Here is a 26638-nt window from a genome sequence, read left to right as displayed (position 1 = left end):
CGACAGGCGGCGGCGCGCCCGCGCTCGTATGGTGGGGGTGATGGGCCGCATGCGGCCCGTGCCCCCTGGTGCGGCTGTGGCCTGCGGCGGAAACCTCCTCATACGGGAGCGAGCCCATGACACACCCGTGTATCCGACTGCGCAGGGGGATCGTCGTCGCCGCCGCTGTGGGGGCGCTGGTGGTGCCGGCCGCGGGCGGGACGGCGATGGCGTTGCCGTCCTCGGCCGCCTCTGCCGCCTCGGCGGCCACCGGCACCGAACCACCCTCGCCGTCCTCGTCCGGGGACGGCGTCGTCGAACTCACCCCGGCCGTGCAGAAGCAGGTCGACGACGCCGTGCAGCGGGTGATGAAGCAGGCGAGCATCCCCGGCGTGTCCGTCGGCATCTGGACGCCCGACGAGGGCCAGTACGTGAAGTCCTTCGGCGTCGCCGACAAGAGCACCGGCCGGGCGATGGACCCCGGCCTCTACATGCGCATCGGCAGCGAGACCAAGACGTTCACCGTCACCGCGGTCCTCCAGCTGGTCGACGAGGGCAAGATCGGCCTCGACGACACCATCGGCAAGTACGTCGACGGCGTCCCGAACGGCGACAAGATCACCCTGCGTCAGCTGGCCGGCATGCGCAGCGGACTGTTCAACTACTCGGCGGACGAGGACTTCTTCAAGGCGCTGACCTCCGACCCGCAACGGCCGTTCACCCCGCAGCAGTTGCTCGACTACTCGTTCAAGCACCCCGTGCTGTTCCCGCCGGGCGAGAAGTTCTACTACTGCAACACCAACCTGATCCTGCTCGGCCTGGTCGTCGAGCAGATGAGCGGTCAGCATCTCAACGACTACATCCAGGACCACATCCTGGACCCGGCCGGCCTGGACCACACCCTGTTCCCGACCGGCAACGAGTTCCCGACACCGCACTCCCAGGGCTACACGAACCAGACCGCGACCGGGAAGGTCGAGGACACCGCCGACTGGGACCCGTCCTGGGGCTGGGCGGCCGGCGCGATGATCTCCCAGCTCGATGACCTGCGGATCTGGGCGCGTACCGTGGCCACGGGCGTGCTGCCCGACGGTGAGCGGATGGTCAGCCCCGCCACCCAGAAGCAGCGGCTGATCACCCCGCCGACCCCCATTCCGGGCGCCGGCTACGGTCTCGGCATCTTCGACGTGCAGGGCTGGATCGGCCACAACGGCTCGCTGCCCGGCTACGAGTCCCTGACCATCTACCTGCCGTCGGCACGGGCGACCCTCGTCGTCGTGCTCAACACCGACATCAACTACAAGAACGAGGAACCCAGCACCCTGTTCGGCGACGCGATCACCACGATCATCTCCCCGGACCACATCTTCAACCTGCCGGCGGAACCAGCGGCGAGGTGAGGACGTTCAGACAGGTACCAGATGTGTGAAGTCGGGGACGGGGAGGGTGAGATGCAGGAGGAAGAGCAGGCCGGCACCGCGGAGGTCCGGCGCCGGGCCCGGTTCGGCGCGCTGCCCGAGCGTGTGCGCCCGCAGGACATGGTCGAGGAGCGGCCGGCCACGCCCAGGGACCCGGACCGGGACGCCTACGACCCGGACGAATTCGCGGTGCGCTACGGCCTCTGAGCCGGTGAGGACGCTAGCTGCCGGGTGAGGGCGCTGTGAGCCGGTGAGGGCGGCCGGGGAGAACCTCTCCCCGGCCGCCCTCAGGCTCGGACGCGCCGCGCCCGCGGGCTCACACGGCGCAGGCCCGTACGGCGTGGACTCACACGGCGCGGACTCACACGGCGCGGACCTCCGCGATCGTCACCGGCCGGTGCTCGTGCAGGGACAGCGTGCACGCCTCCGCGATCCAGCCCGCCTCCAGGGCGTCCTCGATCGTGCAGGGGGAGGTGCGCGTACCGGCCACGACCTCCGTGAACGCGGTGAGTTCGGCGCGGTAGGCGGCGGTGAAGCGGTCCATGAAGAAGTCGTGCGGGGTACCGGCCGGGAAGGTCACCCCGGGCTCCACCGAACGCAGCGGCAGCTTGTCCTCCAGGCCGACCGCGATCGAGTCCTTGAAGCCGTGGATCTCCATCCGGACGTCGTAACCCCGGGCGTTGTGACGGGAGTTGGAGACCACCGCGATCGTGCCGTCGTCGAGGGTGAGGATCGCGCCGGTGGTGTCGGCGTCGCCCGCCTCCTTGATGTAGTCGGCGCCCCGGTTGCCGCCGACCGCGTACACCTCCGTCACCTCGCGGCCCGTGACCCAGCGGATGATGTCGAAGTCGTGCACGGAACAGTCCCGGAAGATGCCCCCGGAGGCGGCGACGTACGCGGCCGGCGGCGGCGCCGGGTCGAGCGTGGTCGAGCGGACCGTGTGCAGCTTGCCCAGCTCGCCGGCCGTCACGGCCGCCCGCGCGGCGACGAAGCCCGCGTCGAAGCGGCGGTTGTAGCCGATCTGGATGGGGACGGCGCCGCCCTGGACGGCCTTGAGGACCGCGACGCCCTCGTTCATGGTCCTGGCGACGGGCTTCTCGCAGAAGACGGGGATGCCCGCCTGGACGGCGGCCAGGATCAGGCCCGGGTGGGCGTCCGTCGCCGCGGCGATCACGACACCGTCCACCCCGGCGGCCAGCACGGCCTCGGGGGAGTCCGCGACCTCGGCGCCGAACCGCTCGGCGGCCGTCTTGGCGGCCTCCGCGAACGGGTCGGCCACGACGAGGGACTCGACGGCGTCGAGTCCGGAGAGGGTCTCGGCGTGGAAGGCGCCGATGCGGCCGAGGCCTAGGATTCCGATGCGCATGCGCTCCGCTGCTTTCCTGGTGGTTTGGTTGGTGTCTGTTGCTGGGGCTCTGCCCCAGACCCCGTTCGCCCTGCGGGCTCGTCCTCGATCGCCGGACGGGCTGGAAATACCCGGGCCGGCTCGAAATGCCCGGGCGGGTTCAGGGTGCCCGGGCGGGCTCGAAGTGTGGGTTCAGTCCAGGCCGCCCAGGACGTTCTGGTCCCAGTCGATCACTGATCCGGTGACCACGCCCGACCGGTCGGACAGGAGGAACACCACGAAGTCGGCGATCTCGTCCGGCTGGCCCAGCTTGCCCATCGGCAGTCGTGCGGCGGCCTGCTCGCGCCAGTCGTCCCCGGCGCCGTGGAAGGCCTTCTGTGTCGTGTCCTCGCCCTCGGTGGCCGTCCAGCCGATGTTGAGGCCGTTGATCCGGACCCGGTCGAAGCGGTGCGCGTGCGCCGCGTTGCGGGTCAGGCCGACCAGGCCGGCCTTCGCGGCGACGTACGGCGCGAGAAACGGCTGACCGCCGTGGGCCGAAGAGGTGATGATGTTGACGATCGTGCCGGGCGCCTCGCGGGCCAGCATGTCCGCGACGGCCGCCTGCATGGCGAAGAACGGCGCCTTGAGGTTGATCGCGATGTGCTGGTCGAACAGCTCGGGCGTGGTGTCGAGCAGGGTGCCCCGGGAGGTCAGCCCCGCCGAGTTCACCAGGCAGTCGATGCGGCCGTACGAGGCCACCGTCTCGGCCACCGCCCCCTTCGCCTGCCCGGCGTCGGAGAGGTCGGCCCGGACGAAGAGCGCCTTGCCGCCGGCGGCGGTCAGCTCCGCCATCAGCGCCTCGCCGGGCCCTGGTCGCCGCCCGGTGACGGCGACCAGGGCGCCCTCGCGGACCGCGGCCCGTGCGACGGCCGCGCCGACGCCCTGGCTGCCGCCGTTGACGAGGACGACCTTGTCTTCGAGAAGTCCCATGTTCGGGGGTTCCTTTCAGCTCGTGCGCCGCACGGCGCCGGCCCGCAGCTCGTCCTTGAGTGCCTGCGGGGTCCACTCCTCGTGCAACGCGCGCCGTACGACGTCCGCCTGCGCGGGCGGGGCCAGGCCGTCGACGGGCGGGTCGCTGTCGAGGTTGGTGGGGAAGGGGTAGCCCTCGGCGCTCGCGGCGACGACATGCTCCAGCCACCTCTCGTCCGCGCCCTGCGCCCGGCGCCTCAGCAGCACGGGGTAGACCGCGTTCGTCACCGCCTCCCGGTCCACGGTCTCCATCGCGCGCCCGAAGGCCGAGGACACCTGGAGCAGATTGGCCGTCCGGCGCACGTCGGCGGTGCGGTTGGTGCCGGCGGCGTGGAAGACGGCGGGGTTGAAGAACGCGGCGTCGCCCTTCGCCAGCGGCAGTTGGACGTGGTGCTTCTCGAAGTACTCCTGGAACTCGGGCCGTCGCCACGCCAGGTAGCCGGGCTCGTACGTCTGCGAGTAGGGCAGATACAGCGTGGGCCCGGACTCCACGGGCATGTCGCAGTGCGCGACCGCGCCCTGGAGCGTGAGCACGGGGGAGAGCCGGTGGACATGCGCCGGGTAGGCGGCGGCCCGTTCGTCGGAGAGGAAGCCGAGGTGGTAGTCGCGGTGCGGGCGCTGTGCCGCACCGCCCGGGTTGACCACGTTGACCTGGGACGTCACCTGGTAGCCCGGACCGAGCCAGGCCCGCGAGACGAGCGCGAGGATGTCGTTGGCGTAGTAGTCGGCGAACGCCTCCGGGTCGCGCAGGGCGGTCTTCTCCAGGGCGTTCCAGACGCGGTCGTTGGCGCCGGGCCGGGCGAAGTGGTCGCCGGCGGTCGCGCCCGAGGCGTGCTGCTCGGCGATGAGCGCGTCGAAGACGGCGGTGGCGCGGTCGACGACCGACGGGTCGGGGAAGGCGTTCCGGAAGACGACGACGCCGGGACCGTCGCTCAGGGCCCGCACCAGTTCGGCGCGGACCGCGCGGCCCGTTCCGGGGGCGCGCAGGCGCTCACTGTCGTAGACGAGGACGTTCCCCCGCACCGCCGAGGCGTGGGGGAAGTCGGCGCGGTCGGTGGTGCGCTCGACGAGCGCGCGGAAGGTGTCGAGGTCGCAGTCCTGCTCGGTCAGCCAGGCGTGGTCCCGTACGGAGGTGAAGGACATCGTCGTCCCTTCGATGACAATGGCGGCTCAGCGCTGCCATTCTTGTCATGACAAACCCGTCGAACAACCAGCAGGCGGCCATCAAAAACCCCTCAAGCGGATCCCCTGGGAGCATGTCGTGGGCCACCCCTTCCCCATCCGAGAGATCGCACGTCAGGCGGGTCTGAGCGAGGCCACCGTCGACCGGGTGCTCAACGGCAGGGGAGGGGTGCGGGAGTCCACCGTGCAGGAGGTCCGGCGCGCCATCGCCGACCTGGACCGGCAGCGGACCCAGGTCAGGCTCGTCGGGCGCACCTTCATGGTCGACATCGTCATGCAGGCGCCGGAACGGTTCAGCACCGCCGTCCGGGCCGCCCTGGAGGCCGAGCTGCCGTCCCTGCACCCGGCCGTGCTGCGCTCCCGCTTCCACTTCCGGGAGACCGGTCCCGCGCAGGAGCAGGTAGCCACCCTCGACCGGATAGCCCGGCGCGGCTCGCAGGGGGTCATCCTCAAGGCGCCGGACGTACCCGAGATCAACGCCGCCGTGGGCCGACTGGTCGCCGCCGGCATCCCGGTCGTCACCCTGGTCACGGATCTGCCGGCCAGCGTCCGCCGCGCCTACGTCGGCATCGACGACCGGGCCGCCGGCGCCACCGCCGCCTATCTCATGGGCCAGTGGCTCGGCGACCGCCCCGGCAATGTGCTCACCAGCCTGAGCAGCGGCTTCTTCCGCAACGAGGAGGAGCGCGAGATGGGCTTCCGCAGCGTGATGCGGGCCCGGCATCCGGAGCGCACGCTGGTCGAGATCGCCGAGGGGCAGGGGCTGGACGCCACGCAGTACGAGCTCGTGCGGGCCGCGCTGGAACGCGATCCGGACATCCGTGCCGTCTACTCCATCGGCGGCGGCAACGACGCCACCCTGCGTGCCTTCGCCGACCTCGGCCGCGAGTGCGCCGTGTTCGTCGCGCACGACCTCGACCATGACAACACCCGGCTGCTGCGCGGCCACCGGCTGTCCGCCGTCCTCCACCACGACCTGCGCCACGACGTGCGCGAGGCCTGCCACACCGTGATGCGGGCGCACGGCGCGCTGCCGCCGGCCGGTCCCACGCCGCCGTCGGCGATCCAGGTGGTCACCCCGTACAACCTGCCGCCCCAGCCGGCGGCCGGCTGAGACCGGTCGCCGGCCAGGGCGCTGGATCCGGCCGGGGCGAGCGCCCCGCGGGCCGCTCAGTGCCGCAGAGCCGGTGTTCCGGCCGCCGGGGCGGGGCGCGCCGCCCCGCGGTACGTGCACACGCCCAGGGCCAGCAGCCAGTAGCTGAGGACGGCGCCCATCAGCGCGGTCGTGCCCCAGCCGTTCGCCGCGTAGAAGAACGCGGGGTCGTTGCCGAAGAACAGCGACGGCACGAAGGCCAGGTTGATCGCGGCCAGGACGTACGCCGAGCGGCCGGTCCAGCGCGGCAGCAGACGGGTGCGGCCGACGGCGAGGCCGAGCGCGGTAAGGAAGAGCGCCAGCATGAGCCGGGAGATCGACCCGTAGAGGATGTAGGTGCCGCTGACGTCGATGGTCGGGTCGATCGGGTGGTCGACGGCGATGACCGCGCCCGCCTCGAGGCCCATCGAGACCAGGGTGACCGTGGCGTAGACGAGGCCCGTGGCGAAGGCGATCGAGCCGATCCATTCATGGGCCGGGGCGACGCTCTTGACCAGCTCCCGGAACGCGGTCACGAACACGACCAGGGAGGCGAGCGCGACGATCCCGACGAGCAGCCGGGACAGCACGTTGGCGTCCGGCGGCGGCCCCGAGTAGAGGAAGTACAGCGGGACCTGGACGATGAGGGCGAGCGCGGCGACGACGGCGGCGAGGCCGGTCAGGCGACGGGCGACGGCTTCGGACATGGGATCCCCCGGGTTCTCGGTGTGGCGGGTTCGGCGTCGGTGGCCGCGTGCTGGCGCACGTCGCGCACCGACCCTTGAAGCCTGCCGTTCCCGGGGCGCGCGGTCCCTGGGCCTGAGAGCCGGATCGGGGGTGGTCCTACCGCCACCCCTACGGGTGCACGTCCACCCAGGAGCCGCTCTGCGCGGACCGTGTCATCGCCTCCAGCGCGGTCGCGCTGTGCACCGCGTCCGCGAGCGTCGCCCCGTAGGGGGCGCCCTCGGCCACCGAGCGCAGGAAGCGGTAGGCCTCCACCACCTTCAGGTCGTCGTAGCCCATGGCGTTCGCCGCACCCGGCTGGAAGGCGCCGAACTCGCCGTCGCCCGGGCCGACGTACACCGTGCTGACGGGCTGGTCCTGGTACGTGGTGCCGCGGCTGACGCCGAGCTCGTTCATCCGCCGGAAGTCCCAGAACACGGCGCCCTCGGTGCCGTGCACCTCGAAGCCGTAGTTGTTCTGCTCGCCGACGGAGACCCGGCAGGCCTCCAGCACGCCCCGGGCGCCGGAGGCGAAGCGCAGCAGGCAGTTGACGTAGTCCTCGTTCTCGACCGGGCCGAGTTCGCCGCCGACGGCGAGACTGTGGCCCGCCGTCGCTCCCGTGGGGCGGGCCCGCTCGGGGACGAAGACCGCCGTGTCGGCCGTCAGGGACGTGATGTCGCCGAGCAGGAAACGGGCCAGGTCGACGCCGTGCGAGGCCAGGTCGCCCAGCACTCCGCTGCCGCCCCGCTCGCGCTCGTAGCGCCAGGTCAGGGCACCGTCGGGATGGGCCGCGTAGTCGCTGAAGAGACGGACGCGGACGTGGGTGACCGTGCCGAGCTCGCCGGCGGCGATCAGGTCGCGGGCCCTCTCCACGGCGGGCGCGTTGCGGTAGTTGAAGCCGACCGCGCCCTGCACGCCCGCCTTGGCCACCGCGTCCGCCACCGCCCGGGCGTCCGAGGGAGACAGGCCCACCGGCTTCTCGATCCAGATGTGCTTGCCGGCCTCGGCCATCGCGACACCGATCTCGCGGTGCAGGAAGTTCGGCGCGGTGATGCTCACGGCCCGCACGCGCGGGTCGGCGGCCACCTCGCGCCAGTCCCGGGTGGCCGAGGCGAAGCCGAACTGCTCCGCGGCCTCGTCGGCCCGGCCGGGCACCTCCTCGGCGACGACGAACAGCTCCGGCCGCAGGGCCAGCCGCGGGTAGTGGTGCCGGACGCGGGCGTACGCCTGGGTGTGCACCCGGCCCATCCAGCCGAACCCGACGACGGCCACTCCCAGCGCATCCACCATGGCAGTCACTCCAGCCCTTCCTTGGACCGCTCCATCCGATGACCAGGCCACCCTGCGGGCCGTTTCCCCAAGGTGTCAAGGGGTGCTGGGCCCTTTGACAACCGCTGCCTCACATGGAACGGTCCAATCATGAGACCACCGACCATCCGTGACGTCGCCGACCGGGCCGGCGTGTCCAAGTCGCTGGTCTCCCTCGTCCTGCGCGGCTCCGATCAGGTGCGTGCCGAGAAGCGGGAGGCCGTGCTGCGGGCCGTGCGTGAGCTGGGGTACCGGCCCAACGCGGCCGCGCGCAGCCTCAGCGAGCGGCGCACCCTCCCCGACCCCCGGCCGCGCCCGGGCGGAGGGACCGGCGCCCCCGTGGTCGGCGTCCTGCTGCACGACCTGCGCAATCCCTGGTACGTCGACCTCCTGGACGGCCTCAACTCCCTGCTGCACGCGAGCGGCCTGCACATGCTGCTGGCCGACGCCCGGCTGCACCGGCGCGTCGGCCAGGACCCGGCCGGGCCCTTCCTGGATGTGGGGGCGGACGGGCTGGTCGTGGTCGGCACGCTGCCCGACCCGGCGGCGCTGGAGACCGTCGCCGCCCGGATGCCGGTCGTCGTCGCGGGGGCCCGCGAGCCGGTGCCGGCCGGGGTGGACCTGGTGGCGAACGACGACGAGCGCGGCGCCCGCCTGGTCACCGAGCACCTCGTGGGGCTCGGCCACCGTCGCATCGCCCATCTGGCCGGCTACGGCGCCGTCGCCGACCTGCGCCGGCGCGGCTTCGAGGCCACCATGCGGGCGGCGGGACCGGACCGTGCGGCGCTGGTCGAGGCGGGGGACATGACCGAGGAGGGCGGATACCGGGGCTTGGTGCGGCTGCTCGCCCGCCCCGACCGGCCCACGGCCGTGTTCGCCGTCAACGACATGACGGCGGTGGGGGTGCTGTCGGCGGCCGAGGAGCTGGGTCTGCGGGTGCCGCGCGACCTGTCCGTGGTCGGCTACGACAACACCGGCATCTCCCGGCTGCGCCATGTGTGGCTCACGACCGTCGACGGCGCCGGCCACGAGGTCGGCCGCCGTGCCGCCCGCTGTCTGCTCGACCGTCTGGAACGGCCGGGCGGAGCGGGACGGCTGCAGCTGGCCCCGCCGGTCCTGGAGGTCCGGGGGACGACGGCGCCCCCGCCCTCGGTCACAGCGTGATCGCGTAGGCCTTCCGCAGCGTCTCGTGGACGGTCCAGGTCGTCCGGTCGCCCGCGCGCAGTACCGCCATGTCGCCGGGGCCGACGTCGAGCGTGGGGCCGCCCTCGACCTGGACGGTCGCCGATCCGCTGATCACCACGAACAGCTCGTCCGCCTCGGTGTCGGTGACGACGCCCGGGGTGATCTGCCAGATCCCCCTGACCTGCCGGCCGTCCGCCGACTCCCACACCACCCTGCCGGTCACCTCGGGGGTCCCGGCGACGATCTGCCGCGGATCGAGCGGCTCGGGCTCGAGGTCGGCGTCGGGGATGTGGACGACGAAGCTCTGGGGCAGCGGGTTGCCGGGCCTGCCGGGGCTGCTGTCGGGGCTCATGGGGCGACCCTAGCGAGGCCGTACGTCCGCCGGGCGTGGACACTGTGTGGGCTGTCGGCCCAGGTGGGAGGACACTTCGTCACGACTGGCGGCCCGTGCGGGACGGGGTGATCGTGGAGCCCATGGCGGACGACACCGCGGCCGTGCGCGAGCCGCACCGGCACGATCTGCGCGAGGCGCTTCTCTTCGGCGGTGTCTACGGCGCGGTCCTCGCGAGCTCGATGGTCGCCGCGCTCAGCCAGCACGGGCACACCTCCCAGGACAGCCGCCGCTACGACGCCGCCTGGCTGCTGGTGACCGCGTTCGCCTCGGCGCTCGCGCACGGGTACGCCCACTACATCGCCGAGCGGGGCCGGCACCGCCGGGGGGACGCGCTGCGCACCCTCGTCGAGGAGTGGCCCCTCGTCGCGGCCGTGCTGCCCACCGTCCTGATCCTCGCGGGCGCCGGCTGGGGCTGGTGGCCGGCGAGCGGGGTGGAGTACGCCGCGTTCGTCTTGAACATCGCCCTGTTGTTCGCCCTCGGCCTGGTCACGGCCCGCTGGTCGCGCCGCCCGTGGGTCGTCGCGGTGCTGATCGGGGCGGTGGACGCGCTGCTGGGCGTGATCGTGGTCGTGGCGAACGCGTTGATCAAGTAACCCGCGCGGTCCTTCACCGTGCCCGTCCGATGGGACCATGGCGCGGCGGCAGCACGCGCGCAATACGGCGGACAAAATTGTTGACAATCTTGTTTCGCTAGATTTAGGTTCGACAGGCACTCACTCAGGGAGGGCAACCATGCCGAAAGAAGCCCGTCCGAGCACCGGGGAGCAGGCCAAACAGCATGCGCTCGCGCAGCTGCGGCAGGCGATCCTGCACGGCGAGATGGCGCCGGCCCAGCGGCTGGTGGAGAACGAACTCGCCGAGCAGTTCGGTGTGACGCGGGCCAGCATCCGCGCGGCACTCATCGATCTGGAGTCCCAGGGACTCGTCGAACGGATCCGTAACCGCGGTTCGCGGGTGCGGGTGGTGACCGTGGACGAAGCGGTCGCCATCACCGAGTGCCGCATGGTCCTCGAAGGACTGTGCGCGGCGAAGGCGGCCGTCGCGGCCAGCGACGACCAGCTGAGCGAGCTCACCGACCTCGGCACGGCCATGACCAAGGCCGTCGCCGACGGCGAGCCGGTCACCTACTCCGAGCTGAACCACGAACTGCACGTCCGCATCCGGGAGTTCTCCGACCAGCGGACCGCGCAGCAGCTGCTGGAGCGGCTCAACGCCCAACTGGTGCGTCATCGCTTCCAGTTGGCGCTGAGGCCGGGGAGGCCGCAGCAATCCCTGAACGAGCACCTGACCATGATCGAAGCGATCCGGGCCAGGGACCCCCAGGCGGCCGAGACGGCCGTCCGCGCCCACCTCACCAGTGTGATCGAGGCGCTGCGCGACTGATCACGGCTGCGCGGGACTGATCACGGCTGCGCGGGGCGGGCGCCCACCTGTCACCAAGGAGATCTGAGAATGACCCAGGCCAACGCGCCCGCCAGCCCACCACGATCGACCCTCGTCGTCACCGCGCACGCCGGCGACTTCGTGTGGCGGGCGGGCGGCGCCATCGCCCTGGCCGCCTCCCGCGGGGAGAAGGTGACCATCGCGTGCCTGACCTTCGGCGAGCGCGGTGAGTCCGCCAAGGCGTGGCGCGAGGGCAGGAAGCTCGACGAGATCAAGGCGATACGCAGGGACGAGGCCGAGCGCGCCGCCGCCGCCCTGGGCGCCGAGGTCCGCTTCTTCGACGCCGGGGACTACCCGCTCGTGGCCACCGCCGAGCTCACCGACCGGCTCGTCGCCGTCTACCGGGACACCCAGCCGGACGTGGTGCTGACGCACCCCACGGAAGACCCGTACAACGGCGACCACCCGGCCGCCAACCGTATGGCGCTGGAGGCCAGGGTCCTCGCCCAGGCCATCGGCTACCCGGGCGAGGGCGAGATCATCGGCGCGCCGCCGGTCTTCTACTTCGAGCCGCACCAGCCGGAGATGAGCGGTTTCAGGCCCGAGGTGCTGCTCGACATCACCGAGGTGTGGGAGACCAAGCGCAAGGCCATGGAGTGCCTCGGCGCCCAGCAGCACCTGTGGGACTACTACACCGACCTCGCCGTGCGCCGGGGCGTCCAGCTCAAGCGCAACGCCGGTCCGAACCTGGGCCTGGCGCACAAGACCATGGCCGAGGCGTTCATGCGTCCCTACCCGCAGATCGCGAAGGAGCTGGCATGAGCGGCGTGATCGTGACGAACCCGCCGAAGGCGGAGCTGAAGGACGTCGACGCGCTGGCCGGTTTCGGCGTGGCCACGGTCGGCGAGGCGCTGGGCCGGACCGGACTGCTGAGTCCGGAGATCCGCCCGATCCAGCAGGGCGTACGGGTCGCCGGCACCGCCGTGACCGTGCTCAGCTGGCCCGGCGACAACCTCATGATCCACGCGGCCGTCGAGCAGTGCGGTGAGGGTGACATCCTGGTCGTCACCACCACCTCCCCGTCCACCGACGGCATGTTCGGCGAGCTCTTCGCGACCGCGCTCCAGCGGCGCGGGGTGCGCGGCGTGATCACCAACGCGGGCATCCGCGACACCCAGGAGCTGCGGGACATGGGCTTCGCGGCCTGGTCGCGGGCCGTCTCCTCGCAGGGCACCGTGAAGGCCACCGGCGGCTCGGTCAACGTGCCGATCGCGATCGACGGCCAGGTGATCCGTCCGGGCGACGTGATCCTCGCCGACGACGACGGTGTCGTGGTCGTCCCGCGCGAGCGGGCCCGCGCCACCGCAGAGGCGTCCGAGGCCCGCGAGGCCAAGGAGGCCCGCTCCCGTGCCGCCTTCCTCGACGGCGAACTCGGCCTGGACCGCTACGGGTTGAGGGAGACCCTGAAGCGGCTCGGCGTCGAGTACAAGACGTACGACACCTACGCGGGGGAGTCGTCGTGACCTCCGTGCCCGAGGAGCTGCCCTGTCTGCTGATGCGGGGCGGCACCTCCAAGGGCGCGTACTTCCTCGCCGACGACCTCCCCGCCGAACCGGCCCTGCGCGACGCGCTGTTGCTGCGCGTCATGGGCAGTCCGGACGCCCGCCAGATCGACGGGCTGGGTGGCGCGCACCCGCTCACCAGCAAGGTGGCCGTGGTGTCGCCGTCGGCCGACCCGCACGCCGACGTCGACTACCTCTTCCTCCAGGTCGGCGTGGACCGGCCGGAGGTGAGCGACCGTCAGAACTGCGGCAACATCCTCGCCGGCGTCGGCCCGTTCGCCGTGGAGCGCGGGCTCGTCGCCGCGGGGGAGGAGGAGACCGCCGTCCGTATCCGCATGGTCAACTCCGACGACCACGCGACGGCGACCTTCCCGACGCCGGGCGGTCGCGTGGACTACACCGGCGCCGCCGAGATCTCCGGGGTGCCGGGGGCGGCCGCGCCCGTGGTGATCGAGTTCCCGCCGGGCGCCGGGGCGCTGCTGCCGACCGGCAACGTCCGGGACGAGATCGACGGTGTCGCGGTGACCTGCGTGGACAACGGGATGCCCACGGTGCTCATCGCTGCCACCTCCCTCAAGGTCACCGGCTACGAGCTGCCCAGGGACCTGGAGGAGGACGTGGCGCTCGCCGACCGGCTCCGGACGATCCGCCTGGCGGCGGGCCGGCTGATGGGCCTCGGCGACGTCTCGGACTCCACCGTGCCCAAGCTCACGCTGCTCGCCGCGCCCCGCGACGGCGGCGCGGTCACCACCCGGACCTTCATTCCTGTGCGCTGCCACCCCTCGATCGGGGTGCTCGGCGCGGCCAGCGTCGCGGCCGGCCTGCGGATCGAAGGCAGTGTGGGGGCTGATCTGGCGAGGGTCGACGCCGGAAGTGACCGAATTCGCATAGAACATCCCGCTGGATTCCTGGATATCGAAAGTAGCCTCGGGGCAACCCCCGACGGTCTGCCCTCCGCCCGCCGCACCGCCGTGGTGCGCACGGCCCGAAAGATCTTCGACGGCACCGTCTTCCCCAGGTCCGCCGAGACGGCCCCCCTGCCCGCACGCTCCCTTGGAGGTCAACGATGACTCCGCCGCTCGGCGACATCGCCCACATCGGCCACGCCCAGCTCTTCACCCCGGACCTGGACGCCAGTGTCGGCTTCTTCACGGACTACCTGGGGCTCACCGTCAACGGGCAGGACGGCGACACGGTCCATCTGCGGACCTTCGACGACTACGAGCACCACAGTCTGGTGCTCACCGCCCGCGCGGAGCCCGGTCTCGGCCGGCTGGCCCTGCGCACCTCCAGCGAGGAGGCCCTCCAGCGCCGGGTCGCGGCGATCGAGGCGGCGGGCGGCACCGGCCACTGGGTCGAGGACGAGCCCGGCCTCGGCAAGCTGTACGTCACCACCGACCCGGACGGCCACGAGCACGCCCTGTACTGGGAGAGCGAGTACTACCGGGCCCCCGACGAGCTGAAGCCGGCGCTGAAGAACCAGCCGCAGGCCAAGCCCAACCGGGGCGTGGGCGTGCGGCGTCTGGACCACATCAACTTCCTCGCCGCCGACGTGCTCGCCAACTCCGAGTTCCAGCAGAACCTGCTGGGCGCCCGCCCCACCGAGCAGATCCGTCTCGACACGGGGAGGATCGCGGCGCGCTGGCTGACGTACACGAACAAGTCGTACGACGTCGTCTACACCTCGGACTGGACCGGCAGTTCCGGGCGGCTGCACCACATCGCGTTCGCGACGGACACCCGTGAGGACATCCTGCGCGCCGCCGATCTCGCGATCGACTCGGGCGTGTTCATCGAGACGGGTCCGCACAAGCACGCCATCCAGCAGACGTTCTTCCTGTACGTCTACGAGCCGGGCGGCAACCGCATCGAGCTGTGCAACCCGCTCACCCGCCTCGTCCTGGCCCCCGACTGGCCGCTCGTCACCTGGACCGAGGAGGAGCGCAAGAAGGGGCAGGCCTGGGGTCTGCGGACCATCGAGTCGTTCCACACGCACGGCACACCGCCCGTGAGCTGAGTCTGTTTTTCGGGTGCGCAGGGCGTCGGACCAGCGGAAAAGCAGCGGTCCAGTGGATTGTCGATGAGATTGTTGACAAAAGTGTTGACTCTCTCCGGGGCGATCCTTAGCGTCTTGCGCACACCGGGTCAGCCGCACGAGCCGCGCCGGCCCTCTTCACTCGTCCCCTCCAGGGTTCGCCTCCTGGACGAGAGGAAAACAACGATGTCCTCCTCCCCCGCTCTGTCCGCCCGCGGCAGCAGACTGGCCCTCCTGGTCGTCGGTCTGTGCTGGCTGGCCGTGCTCTTCGACGGCCTCGACATGTTCATCTACGGCTCGGTGCTACCGCACCTGCTGGAGACGAAGACCTTCGGCCTCACCCCGGACACGGCCGGCGACCTCGGCAGCTACGCCACCTTCGGCATGCTGATCGGCGCCCTGACGGCGGGCACCGTCGCCGACCGGATCGGACGCAAGAAGCTGATGGTCGGCTGCGTGATCCTCTTCTCGCTCGCCTCCGGCGTGTGCGCGACGGCGGGCAGCGTCGAGGTCTTCGGCCTCGGCCGGACCCTGGCGGGCGTCGGCCTCGGCGGCCTGCTGCCCACCGCGATCAGCATGGTCTCCGACTACGCCCCGCGCGGCCGCGGCGCCATCGTCATCGGCCTGCTGATGACCGCCCACCACGCCGGCGGCATCCTCTCCGCCTACGTCGCCAAGTGGCTCATCGACCCGGTCGGCTGGCGCGCCGCCTTCTGGGTCTGCGTGCTCCCGCTGCTCTTCGCCCCGGTGCTCGCCAAGCTGCTGCCCGAGTCGCTGAGCTTCCTCGTCGCCAAGGGCCGCGCCGACGAGGCCCGCGAGCTGGCCACCCGCTACGACGTCGAACTGCCCGCCGCGAAGTCCGGCAAGCAGGGCGCGGCCGACCGCTGGAACGCCCTGCGCAACCTCTTCCGCGGCGGCGAGTGGACCCAGACCCTGCTGTACTGGCTGGCCTCCTTCGGCGGTCTCCTCCTCGTCTACGGCGTCGCCACCTGGCTGCCCACCCTGATGCGCGCCGAGGGCTACGAGCTGGGCTCGGCGCTGTCCTTCGTGGTCGTCTTCAACCTCGGCGGCATCGTGGGCATGCTGGTCGCCGGGCGCGCCGCCGACCGGTTCGGCGCCCCGCGCATCTCCGCGATCTGGTTCGCGCTGACCGCCGCCGGCGTGTTCCTGCTCAGCGTCCACATGCCGATGAGCGTGACGATGATCGTCGTCTTCCTCACCGGCGTCTTCCTCAACAGCGCCCAGACGATGATCTACGCGACGGTCTCCATCCGGTCCCACGCGGGCGACCGGGCCACCGCCGTCGGCTGGACCTCCGGCATGGGCCGCTTCGGCGCCGTGTTCGGCCCGTGGCTGGGCGGTCAGCTGCTCGCCTCCGGACACGGCGACTGGGGCTTCACCTCGTTCGCGATCGCCGGCCTGTCGTCCATGGTCTTCATCGGCATCGCCGCACTGCGCAGCGCGAAGCAGACCCCGCGCGGCGCCGACCAGGAGCTGGTGGGCGCGCACTGAGCGAGCGCGCGGCGCACGACCGACACCGGGGGCGAGGACGGACGCCGGCCACCGCACGAGGTGCGGGGGCCGGCGTCCGGCGTCTCCGGCGCCCGCCCCTGGCGGCGGGTGCGGGGGTTCGTCGGCCGCGGGCCGGTGGGGGTTGGCCGCGCAGTTCCCCGCGCCCCTGGGGGGTTGTGGTCGCCTGTGCTGTCTGGTGCGGGCGGGGCTCGCGTCCGGGCTGTCCGGCGTCGGTCTTCTCGGGGTGCGGCCGGCCGCTTCCGGCGTCACGCTCGTCGTATGGGTGAGCGGTGGGAGGTCCGTCGGGCGGGGCCGAGGGACGCCCCGCACCGGGTGCTGATGATTCCGGGCGGGCTGTGCACGACCGAGTTCTACGCCGACGTCATGGCCGAGCCGGCGGTGGCGGGGCTGGGCCTGGTCGCGGCGACCCTGCCGGGCTTCGGCCGTACCGAGGCGCCCGAGGACGTGTCCATGGACCACTACGCCCGGCTGATGGCCGGCTTCGCCGCCGACGCCGGCTGCGAGACGGTCGTCGGGCACAGCCTCGGCGCGAACGTGGCGCTGGAGATGGCCGCGCAGGGACTGTTCAACGGCCCGCTGGTGCTGCTGTCGCCGACCTTCTCGCGGGGCGACGAGGCGACGTTCCTGACCGTGCTGAACGCGGTGGGCCGGGTGCCCGTGCTGGGCGGCGCGGCCTGGACGGCCATGGTCAGGCTGCTGCCGCGGTCCATGAAACGCGAAATGCCGCCGCACCGTGCCGAGGCGCTGGCGGCGGTGATGGGCGGCAACGATCCGGCGGTCTGCCGTCGGATCGTCCGGGGCTACTACGCGTACCTCGACCGGTATCCGTCGCTGGTGCCGAGGCTGTGCGGGTCCGGGGCGCCCGCCTGGGTGGTGCGCGGCGACCGCGACGTGATCGGGCTGACCGCCGACGAGCGGCAGGGCCTGGAGGCCTGCCCGCGCGTGCGCATGGTCACCGTGCCCGACGCGGGGCACCTCCTCCTCGTCGAGCAGCCGGCCGCGGTCGCCGAGGTCATCGCGGAGGCGGCCACGGCGTCGGTGCGCTGACGGCCGTCGCCCGGCCGTCGCGCGGCCGTCCTCAGTCGTCGGAGCCCATCTGGTCCTCCGCCGACAGGTGTTCCACCGTCCGGCCGGTCTCGGTGAACGTGCGGGTCACATGGCCCGAGGAGTACACCCACAGGATCCGCAGCGGACGGTCGCCGATGTTGCGGAACAGATGGGGGATCGGGGACGGCACGTACGTGGTGTCGAACCGCTCCAGCTTCGTCACCTCGCCGTCCACCCACACCTCCGCCTCGCCCTCGAGGATCGTCACGTGCTCGTCGCAGTTGTGCGAGTGCAGCGGGGCCCCGGAGCCGACGGGGTAGACGCTCATCCCGCTGGTGATCCGGTTCTCCCCGTTCGCCGACGCGGTGGTGACGAGCGGGGTCGTCACCACCGCGCCGCCGCGGTCGAGCAGCGGGACGGACGCGGCCTTGATGATGGTGGTCATGTCGGACGACGTTAGGTCGCCGCCCGGCGAATGGGGGGCCTCCGGCGTGCAGTTTTACGTTGCGCTCCGAGGTGGGTGAGCTTCTCGGACACGGCTGTACCTTCCTGGCACCGCACGGATTCACGACCCGTGCCCGTAATGCGCCGGAAAGAAAAGGCAGGTAAGGCCGGATGAGGCTCCCCGTTCTCGACGAAGAGGAAATGGATGCGCGGCAGCAGGAGCTGGCCGCGCGGATCGCCGGCCGCCGTGGCGCGGTGCGCGGTCCCTTCCGGGTCTGGCTGCACAGCCCGGAGATGTGCGAGCGGGCCGAGTCGCTCGGCGCGTTCGCCCGGTTCGACTGCTCGCTGCCGAAGCATCTGCGCGAGCTGACCCTGTTGATGGCCGCCCGCAACTGGGACGCGCAGTACTCCTGGAACGCCCATGTGCACCAGGCGATCGAGGCGGGCGTCCCCGAGGCCGCCGTGCAGGCGATCGCCGAGAAGCGCGAGGCGGTCTTCGACAACGAGGCGGACCAGGTCTTCTACCGGTTCTGCCGGGAGATCCTCGAGGACCACTTCGTCACCGACGAGACCTTCGCGGCCGCGCATGCGCACTTCGGCTCCAAGGGCCTGGTGGACACCATCGGCGCGCTCGGCAACTTCACCATGCTCGGCATGTGCCTGAACACCTTCCAGGTGGACCTCCAGGCCGACAAGGAGCCCCCCTTCCCCGACATCCGCGGCTACGGACGTGTGGCCCCCGAGGGCGACCGGCCATGACCGCCGTACTGCGCGCCCGGGGCGTCACCAAGAGCTTCGGCGGGGCGGCCGCGCTGCGAGGCGTCGACCTCGATCTGTACCCCGGCGAGGTACACGCCCTGATGGGCATGAACGGCGCCGGGAAGTCGACCCTCGTGCAGGTGCTGTCCGGCGTCCACCAGGCCGACGCCGGCACGATCGAGGTCGACGGACAGGAGCAGCACGGGCTGAGCGTGCGCAGGGCGCGCAGGCTGGGCATCTCCTCGGTGCCGCAGCGCCGCGAACTGGCGATGGGCCTGAGCGTCGCCGAGAACATCCTGCTCGGCGACCTGCCCACGCGGGGGCGCGCCGTGCGGTGGAGGGCGGTCAAGGAAGAGGCCCGCACGGCCCTCGCCGCCCTGGGCATCGCCATCGACGTGGAGCGCGCCGCCGGTTCGCTCACCGTCGCCGAGCAGACCATGGTGGAGGTGGCCCGCGAGGTCCGGCGCGGCGGCCGCGTACTGATCCTGGACGAGCCGACCGCGTGTCTGAGCGCCAAGGACGCCCACCGGATCCGCGCCCTGGTGCGCACCCTGCGCGACGAGGGCGTCGCCGTCGTCTACATCTCGCACTACATCGACGAGGTCATGGCCGTCGCCGACCGGCTCACCGTCCTGCGGGACGGGGCCGTCGTGACGAGCGCGCCCGCCGCCGAACTGGACGACGCGGGACTGGTGCGCGCCATGGTCGGCCGGGACGTCGTCTCCACCCGCCCGGAACGCCCCATGCCGAAGGACGAAGTCGGCCTCGCGGTGCGGGGGCTGAGTCAGGGCCGGGCCATCCGGGACTTCACCGTCGAGGTGCGCAGGGGTGAGATCGTCGCCGTTCTCGGGCCCGCCGGGGACGCCCAGTCCCGGCTGTTCGACCTGCTGTCCGGGCGGCAGCGCCCGGACAGCGGCGATCTGCACGTCGACGGCAGGGCCGTGCCCTTCGGCCGGGTCCCGGCCTCGCTCGCCAGCGGGCTGCGCTGTGTGACCGGCGACCGCCGCTCACTGGGCCTGGTCCCGGGCATGTCGCTGGACGAGAACCTGATGCTCGCCGACGACCGGTTCGCGCGCCGCCGGCTGCACCGCCGCGGTCAACTGGCCCGTCGGGCCGCCCCGTTGCGGCACAGCTACGGAGTCAGGGCACTGGCCGGGAACCCGCCGGTGAGCGCGCTGTCGGGCGGCAACCAGCAGAAGGTGCTGCTGGGCAAGTGGCTGGAGACCTCACCGGCCGCGTGCTTCCTGGAGGACCCCACCAACGGCGTGGACATCGCGGCCATGGCCGACATCCACACCCTCCTCGACGATCTCGCCGCCCGGGGGGTGGCCGTACTGCTCGCCTCCTCCTCCGCCGAGGAGGTCATGCGGCTGGCCGACCGGGTCGTCGTCGTGAGCGCCGGCCGCACGGTCGCCGAACACGACATCACCGCCATCACCCGCGACGAACTCGTCGCCACCGCCCTCGGAGGACAACCGCAGTGAGCGTCAAGACACTTACCGATGCCCCCGGCGTGTCCGACCCGCCCGAGGCGCCCAAGTCCCGCTTCTCCCTGGGCAGGGTGCGCGATCTGCCGCACGCCGGTCTGATCGCCGTGCTCGTCCTCGTCGTGGTGTTCACCGCCGTGCAGAGCGAGACGTTCGCCACCGACCGCAACATCGTCAACATCCTCGGCCAGGTGAGCGTCAACGCCGTACTCGCCGCGGGGCTCACCCTGTTGATGACCGCGGGCGGCATGGACTTCTCCATGGGCAGCAACGTCGCCGTCACGGCCGCGGTCGCGGCGAAACTGCTCGCCGACGGCCGGCCGACCGGCTACGCCGTCGTCGTCGCGCTGCTGCTCGGCACCGCCATCGGACTCGTCAACGGGCTGGTGGTGACCTTCACCAACGTGGCGCCGTTCGTCGTGACGCTGGCCTCGGCCACCCTGCTCGACGGCGTCGCGCTCCTGGTCCACGACGGCTCCACCATCTCCATCGGCACCCGGATGTTCGCCCTCGGCAACGACAAGGTGCTCGGCGTGCCGTATCTGCTGATCGTCGCCGTCCTGGTGCTGATCGCGACGGCGCTCGTCATGCGGTTCACGGTGTTCGGCCGGGACGCCTTCGCCATCGGCGGCAACGAGCACGTGGCCCGCCTCAGCGGCATCAACGTGACCGCGCGCAAGCTCACCCTGTACGGCCTCACCGGCACCCTCTCCGGACTCGCCGGCCTGATGCTGCTGTCCCGGCTCGGCTCCTCCAGCCCCGGCGGCACCGCCGGCCTCTCGCTCCAACTGGCCGTGGTCGCCGCGGTGGTCATCGGCGGGACCTCGCTGGCCGGCGGGCACGGCACCGTCGTCGGCACCGCTCTCGGCCTGGTGCTGCTCGGTGTGGTGGCCAACGCGCTGAACCTCCTGGACTTCTCCAGCAACTACCAGCCGGTCTCCGTCGGCGCCGTGCTGCTCGTGGCGGCCGTCGCCAACGAGATGCACAAGGCCCGCTCGGGCTCGGCGCGTCACTGACTCTCCCGCTCGTTCCCGCCTCGTCCTGAAAGGCGTTTCACCATGAGACTCTCCGCCCGTTCACGCAGGGCGCTGTTCGCCACCGTCACCGGCTCCACCCTGGTGCTGACCGGCTGCGGCAACGGCGACACCGGCAGCGGCAGTGCCGACAGCGTCTCCCTCGGCTTCGTCAACGGTGGCGACACCAACTTCCACAGCTGTCTCCAGAAGGCCGTCGAGGGCCAGGCGAAGACCGCGGGAGCGAAGGTCTCCACGGCCAACTCCCACCAGAACGCCGGGACGGAGCTGTCCAACATCGAGGACATGATCTCCCGCGACGTGAGCGCGCTGATCGTGCAGACGGTCAACGTCGACGCGCTCAAGGGCGACATCGCCAAGGCGAAGGCCTCCGGCATACCGATCTATCTGACCTCCGTGTCCACCAGCGACGCCGCCGACATCCTCGGCGCGGCCGTCGTCGACCTGAAGAAGGTCGGCAGCCTCGACGCGGGCTGGATCGCCCAGGACGCGGGCACCGAGCCGGTGCAGGTCGGCATCGTGGCCGGGGCTCCCGGCGCGGCCTCGGACCTGCTGGTGGGCGGTTTCAAGGGCGCTCTGCCGGCCACGGCGAAGGTGGTCGCCAACCAGCCGGGCATGTTCAATCCGGCGAAGGCCCAGGACGTGGCGGAGAACATGATCCAGGCCCATCCCGACCTGGACTACGCGTTCGTCGCCAACGAGGAGATGGCCTTCGCGGTGCGCAAGGCGTTCGACGCCGCCGGCGCGAAGGACGTCAAGATCGTCACCGTCAACGGGACCGACGAGGGCCTGGCCGCCGTCAAGAACGGCGAGTTCTCGGCCACCGTCGCGAACTCGGCGAAGACGATCGGCGAGACGGCCGTGAAGAACGCCGTCGCACTCCTTGGAAAGGAAAAGGTTGACAAAATTGCCAACATTCCTCTTCTGTTGGTCACCAAGGACAACCTGAGCGAGGCACCCCAGTACTGCCCGAAGTGAGGGCCCCACCGGGAAGCGGTGCCTGCCTGCGCCCCGGTTGTCCCGAGCCGCAGGAATGCTCCCGTTCTCGACGCCGCGGGCGGGAGCCGCAATCGGAGGAAACATGGACCGCTTGCTGCTGATGCACAGTTTCGTCACTGTCGCTCAGGCCGGAAGCTTCAACGGAGCCGCCAAGAAACTCGGCTCCTCCGGATCACTGGTGTCACGGCACGTGGCCGAGCTGGAGCGGCAGGTGGGGGTCCGCCTGGTCAACCGCACCGCCCGCTCGGTGAGCCTCACCGAGCCGGGGCTGAGGTACGCGGAATTCGCCGCCCGCATCCTCGACGAGATCGACGCGCAGGACGCGGCACTCGCCGACTCGCACGACCGGGCCGAGGGCACCCTCAGCATCATCTGTCCGAAATGGATAGGCAGCCTGGACCTGGGTGACGCGATCGCGGCCTTTTCCGCCGCCCACCCGAAGATTCAGGTCCGTTTCGAACTCGGCGGCATGTCCGACCGCACCTACGATTTCCTGGACAGCGGATTCGACGTGGCTTTCCACACGCGCGACCTCCGCGATTCCAGCGTCCGCCTGAAGAAGATCTCCTCCCTGCCGTTCGTGCTGTGCGGCTCGGCGGACTACGTCAAACGGCAGGGCGGCCTCGCGCATCCCAACGACATCGCGGGCCACGACTGTCTGGTGCACGTCAACGACCCGGTCTGGCGCATCGGCCACGGCCACGCCAGCACCCTGCACAAGATCCGCAACATCGCCTTCTCGTCCAACTCCTACCTGGCCCTTCAGAAGGCCGCCGTGCACGGCCGGGGCATCGCCCTGCTCCCGCAGCGCCCGGCCTACGACGACCTAGTCTCCGGCGCCCTCCAGGTGCTGCTGCCGGAACTCGCCGTACCCGACCGCCCGCTGTACGCCATCTACGGCCCCGGACAGGACACCCCGCGCAAGATCAGCGTGTTCCTGGACTTTCTCTCCGAATGGTTCTCGCAGAACCCGATTCCCGCGATCCGGTAGCCCCGACGGCGGGCGAAACCAAGAGTTGCGCATTTGGTGGAGCGGGGGCCATTGAGGCCCCGGCCACCCCAAACCTACGCTCACCTGGCGACCCGGAAACGAGGAATGCATGGGAATCCAGAGAATCGAATCGGTCACCTACGGCATCGACGACCTCGACGCATGCGTCCGGTTCTTCGAGGACTTCGGCCTGTTCCTGGTGGAGCGGACCGAGGAACACGCCGTGTTCGAGACCCTCACCGGGCAGACGCTCCACCTCGACACCGCGCCGAACCCCCTGCTGCCCCCGCCGGTGGAGGACGGACCCACCCTGCGCGAGGTCGTCTGGGGCGTCGACACCCGCGAGGAGCTGACCCGGCTGGCCGAGGCCGCCGGCCGGCGGCGCGCGGTGCGCGAGAGCGCCGACGGCGTCTTCCACACCGTCGACCTCAGCGGCTTCGGCGTGGGCCTCACTCTCGCCCGGCCGAAGCCGGTCGCCGTCGACCCCCGTCCCGCCAACGCGACCGGCAGCGTCCACCGGTGGAACACCGCCCTGGAGCCGCTCACGCGCGCGTTCCCGCTGCGCATGTGCCATGTGGCGCTGAACATCACCAAGGCCGGCAAGGACGAGGCCGTCGCCTTCTACACCGACGTCCTCGGCTTCCGGCCGACCGACATCGTGGCGCCGATGGGCGTCTTCATGCAGGCCCCGGGCGACGACGACCAGCACACCATGCTGCTGTGCCACCGCCCGGACCGGGTCGGCGTCAACCACATCGCCTACGAGGTGCCCGGCTTCGACGATGTCGTCGAGGGCGGCAACCACATGATCGAGAAGGGCTGGCGGGAGGCCCGCCGGCTCGGCCGCCACACCGTCGGCTCGAACGTCTTCCGCTTCCTGCACGCCCCGTGCGGGGGCCGCGTCGAGTACGCCGCCGACATGGACCGGGTCGACGACACCTACGAGACCCGCGTCCACGAGACCACCCCGCCGCACCACATCTGGGCGCTGCGCACGAACCGCGACCAGGACGCCGCAACCGCTTCCTGAGCCGTTTCAGCCTCATCGACTCTCCAGCCTGAGAGGGCACCCACCCATGACCACCGACCACGGCTACCCCGCCGTCCGCCTCCACATCGCGGGCGAGTGGTGCCAGGGCGGCACCGGACGTACCGCCCCGATCGTGAACCCCGCCACCGAGGAGGTGATCGGGGAAGTACCCCTGGCCGCCCCCGCCGACCTGGACCGCGCGCTCGAAGCCGCCGCCGCGGGCTTCACGGCGTGGCGCGCGACGCCCGTGGCCGAGCGCACCGACATCCTGCACGCCGCCGCCGGCCTGCTCACCGAGCGCGCCGCCGAGATCGGTCGGATCATGACCCTGGAGCAGGGCAAGCCGCTCGCGGAGGCGACCGGCGAGGCCCGCCGGGTGGCCGGCACCCTGCGCTGGCACGCCGACGACGCCCGTCGCGCCTACGGCCGGATCATCCCGGCCGAGCCCGGCACGGTACTGACCGTCCGCCGCGAGCCGATCGGTCCGGTCGCCGCCTTCGTTCCGTGGAACTTCCCGGCGGGCGGCCCGATGCGCAAGATCTCCGCCGCGCTCGCCGCCGGCTGCTCGATCGTCGTCAAGGCCTCCGAGGAGACCCCGGCGACCGCCATGGAACTCGTGCGCTGCTTCACCGACGCGGGGCTCCCGGCCGGCGTGCTGAACCTCGTCTTCGGCGAGCCCGCCGAGGTCTCCGCCCACCTGATCGCCTCACCGGTGGTCCGCCTGGTCGCCTTCACCGGCTCGGTGCCGGTCGGCAAGCTGCTGGCCGCGCACGCGGGCCGGGTCATGAAGCCGTCCCTGATGGAACTCGGCGGCCATGCCCCGGTGATCGTCTGCGCGGACGCCGACCCGGTACGGGCCGCCCGCAAGGCCGCCCGGGCGAAATTCGTCAACGCCGGCCAGGTCTGCACCTCGCCGAGCCGCTTCTTCGTCCACGACAGCCTCGTGGCGGAGTTCACCGCCGAGTTCGTGAAGGCCGCCGAGGCGGTGGTCGTCGGTGACGGTCTCGAGCCCGGCACCACCATGGGCCCGCTGGCCAACGAACGCCGGCTGAAGTCCCTGGAGCGGCTCGTCGCCGACGCCGTCGCGCGCGGCGCCAAGGTCCTCACCGGCGGCGAGCGGCCCGACCGGCCCGGCTACTTCTTCGCGCCGACCGTCCTGACCGACGTACCCGAGGACGCGGAGCTGCTGCACGAGGAGCCGTTCGGGCCGATCGCGCCGATCGTGCCGTTCGACGACCTCGACGAGGCCCTCGCCGCCGCGAACGCGCTGCCGTACGGCCTCGCCGCCTACGGCTTCACCGGCTCCGCCGCGACCGCCGAGAAGCTGTCCGCCGAGCTGGAGGCCGGGATCCTCTCCCTCAACCACTGCGGCGGCTCCGTCCACGAGGCGCCCTCCGGCGGCGTCAAGGACAGCGGGTACGGCCGGGAGGGCGGGCCCGAGGCACTGGACGCCTACCTGGTCACCAAGCGCGTCTCCCACCAGCTGGTGCCATGAGGTACGCACGGCTCTCGGTCGACGGGCGGGCACGGTGGGGCCGGGTGGGGCAGACGGACGTCGAGCTGCTGTCCGGCTCCCCGCTGGAAGGCGATCCCGACGTCGTCGGCACCGTCCGGCGCGACACGGCCGACTGGCTGCCGCCCGTCGTCCCGCCCGTGTTCTACGCGGTCGGCCTGAACTACCCCCGGCACATCGAGCACGCGGCCCGGCTCGGCAACCCGGCCGCCGTCCTGCCGGACCGCCCCGAGGTCGGCTACCGCGCCAACAACGCGCTCACCGGCCACCGTTCGCCGATCCGGAAGCCGGCGGAGGTCGAGGGGCGGTTCGAGGCCGAGCCCGAACTCGTCGCCGTCATCGGCCGGACGATCCGGCACGCCTCGTACGAGGAGGCTCGTCAGTCGGTCTTCGGCTGGACCATCGGCAACGACGTCAGCGCCCGCACCTGGCAGCACCGGGACCGCACCTTCTGGCGCAGCAAGAACAGCGACACCTTCAAGCCGATGGGGCCGTGGATCGACACGGACGTCGACGCCCTGGCGCAGACCACCACCCTGCGGGTCAACGGCGAGGAGCGGGCCTCGTTCCCCACCGGCGACATGGTCTTCGACCCCTTCGACTACATCGTCGAGATCACCAGACACATCACCATGCGGCCCGGGGACGTGCTGTGGATGGGCGCCGAGTCGACCTGCGGGATCGAGCCCGGGGACACCGTGGAGATCGAGATCAGCGGCATCGGTGTGCTGTCCAACCCCGTTCACCTCGAAGGGAACCACCAGTCATGAGCGCGGAACCCCGCTACATCCACCACGTCAACTTCCCGACCACCGACTCCGACCGCACCGCCGAGTGGTACACGAAGGTCTTCGGCATGAAGCGGATCATGCCCAAGTCCAACACCCGGGTCGTGCTGATGACCCGTGGCAACTTCGACCTGCACTTCACCCCGGTCGAGGAGATGGAGCGCATGGCGCCCTACCACTTCGCCGTCGAGGTCGACGACTGGGACGACTTCCTGACGCACCTCGACGAGCTCGGCATCCGGCACACCCGGACCATCGAACGCCCCGAGAACCAGTCGAAGTTCTGCTACATCCATGACCCCGACCACACCATGATCGAGATCGTCCACCACGCCAAGCGCCGCGCCTGAGCGCCCCCG

Annotated in this window: 28 protein-coding genes; 21 read left to right on the top strand and 7 right to left on the bottom strand. The window is 71.5% G+C overall.

Translation table 11 applies throughout. The annotated features are described in order from the left end of the window. Positions 1 to 116 precede the first annotated feature (116 nt). Together ACIRPU_RS19495 and ACIRPU_RS19490 are read left to right on the top strand one after the other, a co-directional pair. On the top strand, positions 117 to 1379 hold the full coding sequence (locus tag ACIRPU_RS19495) for a serine hydrolase domain-containing protein (protein ID WP_403868599.1): 1263 nt from the start codon (positions 117 to 119) through the stop codon (positions 1377 to 1379). Positions 1380 to 1430: 51 nt separating this feature from the next. Beyond that, positions 1431 to 1604, top strand: a complete 174-nt coding sequence (locus tag ACIRPU_RS19490; protein WP_199875966.1) for a hypothetical protein — start codon at positions 1431 to 1433, stop codon at positions 1602 to 1604. A gap of 154 nt (positions 1605 to 1758) precedes the next feature. On the opposite strand, the gene ACIRPU_RS19485 is transcribed toward ACIRPU_RS19490, so the two are convergent. The 3 genes from ACIRPU_RS19485 to ACIRPU_RS19475 form a co-directional block, all read right to left on the bottom strand. Beyond that, positions 1759 to 2763 carry a Gfo/Idh/MocA family oxidoreductase gene (locus ACIRPU_RS19485; RefSeq protein ID WP_403868596.1) on the bottom strand — a complete coding sequence of 335 codons (1005 nt, stop codon included), beginning with the start codon at positions 2761 to 2763 and terminating at the stop codon, positions 1759 to 1761. 171 nt (positions 2764 to 2934) lie between these two features. Next, entirely contained in the window at positions 2935 to 3711 is a 777-nt protein-coding gene (locus ACIRPU_RS19480) for an SDR family oxidoreductase (RefSeq protein WP_403868593.1), read from the bottom strand. 15 nt (positions 3712 to 3726) lie between these two features. Next, positions 3727 to 4893 (bottom strand): phytanoyl-CoA dioxygenase family protein, encoded by a 1167-nt coding sequence (locus ACIRPU_RS19475; RefSeq protein WP_403868591.1) that lies wholly within the window; start codon positions 4891 to 4893, stop codon positions 3727 to 3729. 118 nt (positions 4894 to 5011) lie between these two features. Between ACIRPU_RS19475 and ACIRPU_RS19470 the strand changes: the two genes are divergently transcribed. Further along, a complete protein-coding gene (locus ACIRPU_RS19470) occupies positions 5012 to 6046 on the top strand; it encodes a LacI family DNA-binding transcriptional regulator (RefSeq protein ID WP_403868588.1) in 1035 nt (344 codons plus the stop codon). A gap of 56 nt (positions 6047 to 6102) precedes the next feature. On the opposite strand, the gene ACIRPU_RS19465 is transcribed toward ACIRPU_RS19470, so the two are convergent. Continuing rightward, positions 6103 to 6771, bottom strand: a complete 669-nt coding sequence (locus ACIRPU_RS19465; protein ID WP_403868586.1) for a hypothetical protein — start codon at positions 6769 to 6771, stop codon at positions 6103 to 6105. A 148-nt stretch (positions 6772 to 6919) separates the two neighbouring features. After that, the gene (locus ACIRPU_RS19460; protein WP_403868765.1) at positions 6920 to 8077 is read right to left on the bottom strand and encodes a Gfo/Idh/MocA family protein; all 1158 of its coding nucleotides are present in this window, start codon (positions 8075 to 8077) and stop codon (positions 6920 to 6922) included. A gap of 129 nt (positions 8078 to 8206) precedes the next feature. Here ACIRPU_RS19460 and ACIRPU_RS19455 point away from each other — a divergent pair, with 129 nt between their 5' ends. Next, positions 8207 to 9259 carry a LacI family DNA-binding transcriptional regulator gene (locus ACIRPU_RS19455; RefSeq protein WP_403868583.1) on the top strand — a complete coding sequence of 351 codons (1053 nt, stop codon included), beginning with the start codon at positions 8207 to 8209 and terminating at the stop codon, positions 9257 to 9259. Here ACIRPU_RS19455 and ACIRPU_RS19450 read toward each other — a convergent pair. Then, a complete protein-coding gene (locus tag ACIRPU_RS19450) occupies positions 9249 to 9632 on the bottom strand; it encodes a cupin domain-containing protein (protein WP_403868580.1) in 384 nt (127 codons plus the stop codon). The genes ACIRPU_RS19455 and ACIRPU_RS19450 overlap by 11 nt on opposite strands. Before the next feature lie 122 nt (positions 9633 to 9754). Here ACIRPU_RS19450 and ACIRPU_RS19445 point away from each other — a divergent pair, with 122 nt between their 5' ends. The 8 genes from ACIRPU_RS19445 (at position 9755) to ACIRPU_RS19410 (ending at position 17234) form a co-directional block, all read left to right on the top strand. Next, a complete protein-coding gene (locus ACIRPU_RS19445; RefSeq protein ID WP_403868578.1) occupies positions 9755 to 10267 on the top strand; it encodes a hypothetical protein in 513 nt (170 codons plus the stop codon). 139 nt (positions 10268 to 10406) lie between these two features. Beyond that, the gene (locus ACIRPU_RS19440) at positions 10407 to 11057 is read left to right on the top strand and encodes a GntR family transcriptional regulator (protein WP_355702351.1); all 651 of its coding nucleotides are present in this window, start codon (positions 10407 to 10409) and stop codon (positions 11055 to 11057) included. Positions 11058 to 11126: 69 nt separating this feature from the next. Continuing rightward, positions 11127 to 11879, top strand: coding sequence for a PIG-L deacetylase family protein (locus ACIRPU_RS19435; RefSeq protein WP_384117632.1), 753 nt, complete (start codon positions 11127 to 11129; stop codon positions 11877 to 11879). Further along, a complete protein-coding gene (locus ACIRPU_RS19430) occupies positions 11876 to 12580 on the top strand; it encodes a 4-carboxy-4-hydroxy-2-oxoadipate aldolase/oxaloacetate decarboxylase (protein ID WP_384117629.1) in 705 nt (234 codons plus the stop codon). Before ACIRPU_RS19435 ends, ACIRPU_RS19430 begins: the two co-directional genes overlap by 4 nt. After that, on the top strand, positions 12577 to 13689 hold the full coding sequence (locus ACIRPU_RS19425; RefSeq protein ID WP_403868573.1) for a 4-oxalomesaconate tautomerase: 1113 nt from the start codon (positions 12577 to 12579) through the stop codon (positions 13687 to 13689). Before ACIRPU_RS19430 ends, ACIRPU_RS19425 begins: the two co-directional genes overlap by 4 nt. After that, positions 13686 to 14636, top strand: a complete 951-nt coding sequence (locus tag ACIRPU_RS19420; RefSeq protein ID WP_403868570.1) for a VOC family protein — start codon at positions 13686 to 13688, stop codon at positions 14634 to 14636. Before ACIRPU_RS19425 ends, ACIRPU_RS19420 begins: the two co-directional genes overlap by 4 nt. 204 nt (positions 14637 to 14840) lie before the next feature. Then, complete coding sequence (locus tag ACIRPU_RS19415) at positions 14841 to 16166, top strand: MFS transporter (protein ID WP_403868567.1); 1326 nt, start codon at positions 14841 to 14843, stop codon at positions 16164 to 16166. A 279-nt stretch (positions 16167 to 16445) separates the two neighbouring features. Then, on the top strand, positions 16446 to 17234 hold the full coding sequence (locus ACIRPU_RS19410; RefSeq protein WP_403868564.1) for an alpha/beta fold hydrolase: 789 nt from the start codon (positions 16446 to 16448) through the stop codon (positions 17232 to 17234). Between the two features lie 31 nt (positions 17235 to 17265). Here the strand turns inward: ACIRPU_RS19410 and ACIRPU_RS19405 are convergent, their stop codons facing one another. After that, on the bottom strand, positions 17266 to 17679 hold the full coding sequence (locus tag ACIRPU_RS19405; RefSeq protein WP_385552694.1) for a cupin domain-containing protein: 414 nt from the start codon (positions 17677 to 17679) through the stop codon (positions 17266 to 17268). Positions 17680 to 17879: 200 nt separating this feature from the next. Between ACIRPU_RS19405 and ACIRPU_RS19400 the strand changes: the two genes are divergently transcribed. From ACIRPU_RS19400 to ACIRPU_RS19360, 9 genes are all read left to right on the top strand, one after another. Then, positions 17880 to 18437, top strand: a complete 558-nt coding sequence (locus ACIRPU_RS19400; protein WP_403868762.1) for a carboxymuconolactone decarboxylase family protein — start codon at positions 17880 to 17882, stop codon at positions 18435 to 18437. Beyond that, a complete protein-coding gene (locus ACIRPU_RS19395; RefSeq protein ID WP_403868560.1) occupies positions 18434 to 19921 on the top strand; it encodes a sugar ABC transporter ATP-binding protein in 1488 nt (495 codons plus the stop codon). Before ACIRPU_RS19400 ends, ACIRPU_RS19395 begins: the two co-directional genes overlap by 4 nt. Continuing rightward, positions 19918 to 20940, top strand: a complete 1023-nt coding sequence (locus tag ACIRPU_RS19390; protein ID WP_403868557.1) for an ABC transporter permease — start codon at positions 19918 to 19920, stop codon at positions 20938 to 20940. Before ACIRPU_RS19395 ends, ACIRPU_RS19390 begins: the two co-directional genes overlap by 4 nt. Positions 20941 to 20982: 42 nt before the next feature. Next, positions 20983 to 21936 (top strand): sugar ABC transporter substrate-binding protein, encoded by a 954-nt coding sequence (locus tag ACIRPU_RS19385; protein WP_403868554.1) that lies wholly within the window; start codon positions 20983 to 20985, stop codon positions 21934 to 21936. Positions 21937 to 22039: 103 nt separating this feature from the next. After that, positions 22040 to 22948 (top strand): LysR family transcriptional regulator, encoded by a 909-nt coding sequence (locus tag ACIRPU_RS19380; RefSeq protein WP_403868551.1) that lies wholly within the window; start codon positions 22040 to 22042, stop codon positions 22946 to 22948. A gap of 109 nt (positions 22949 to 23057) precedes the next feature. Continuing rightward, positions 23058 to 23978, top strand: a complete 921-nt coding sequence (locus ACIRPU_RS19375) for a VOC family protein (protein ID WP_403868548.1) — start codon at positions 23058 to 23060, stop codon at positions 23976 to 23978. A 46-nt stretch (positions 23979 to 24024) separates the two neighbouring features. Further along, positions 24025 to 25473 carry an NAD-dependent succinate-semialdehyde dehydrogenase gene (locus ACIRPU_RS19370; protein ID WP_403868546.1) on the top strand — a complete coding sequence of 483 codons (1449 nt, stop codon included), beginning with the start codon at positions 24025 to 24027 and terminating at the stop codon, positions 25471 to 25473. Next, the gene (locus ACIRPU_RS19365; RefSeq protein ID WP_403868543.1) at positions 25470 to 26261 is read left to right on the top strand and encodes a fumarylacetoacetate hydrolase family protein; all 792 of its coding nucleotides are present in this window, start codon (positions 25470 to 25472) and stop codon (positions 26259 to 26261) included. The genes ACIRPU_RS19370 and ACIRPU_RS19365 overlap by 4 nt, the downstream gene beginning before the upstream one ends. Beyond that, positions 26258 to 26629: a VOC family protein gene (locus ACIRPU_RS19360; RefSeq protein WP_384109392.1), complete on the top strand. Its 372-nt coding sequence runs from the start codon at positions 26258 to 26260 to the stop codon at positions 26627 to 26629. Before ACIRPU_RS19365 ends, ACIRPU_RS19360 begins: the two co-directional genes overlap by 4 nt. Positions 26630 to 26638: the final 9 nt, after the last annotated feature.

The sequence above is a fragment of the Streptomyces sp. NPDC102259 genome (genome assembly GCF_044766465.1).
Classification (GTDB): domain Bacteria; phylum Actinomycetota; class Actinomycetes; order Streptomycetales; family Streptomycetaceae; genus Streptomyces.
This window is presented reverse-complemented; position numbering and strand designations above follow the sequence as displayed.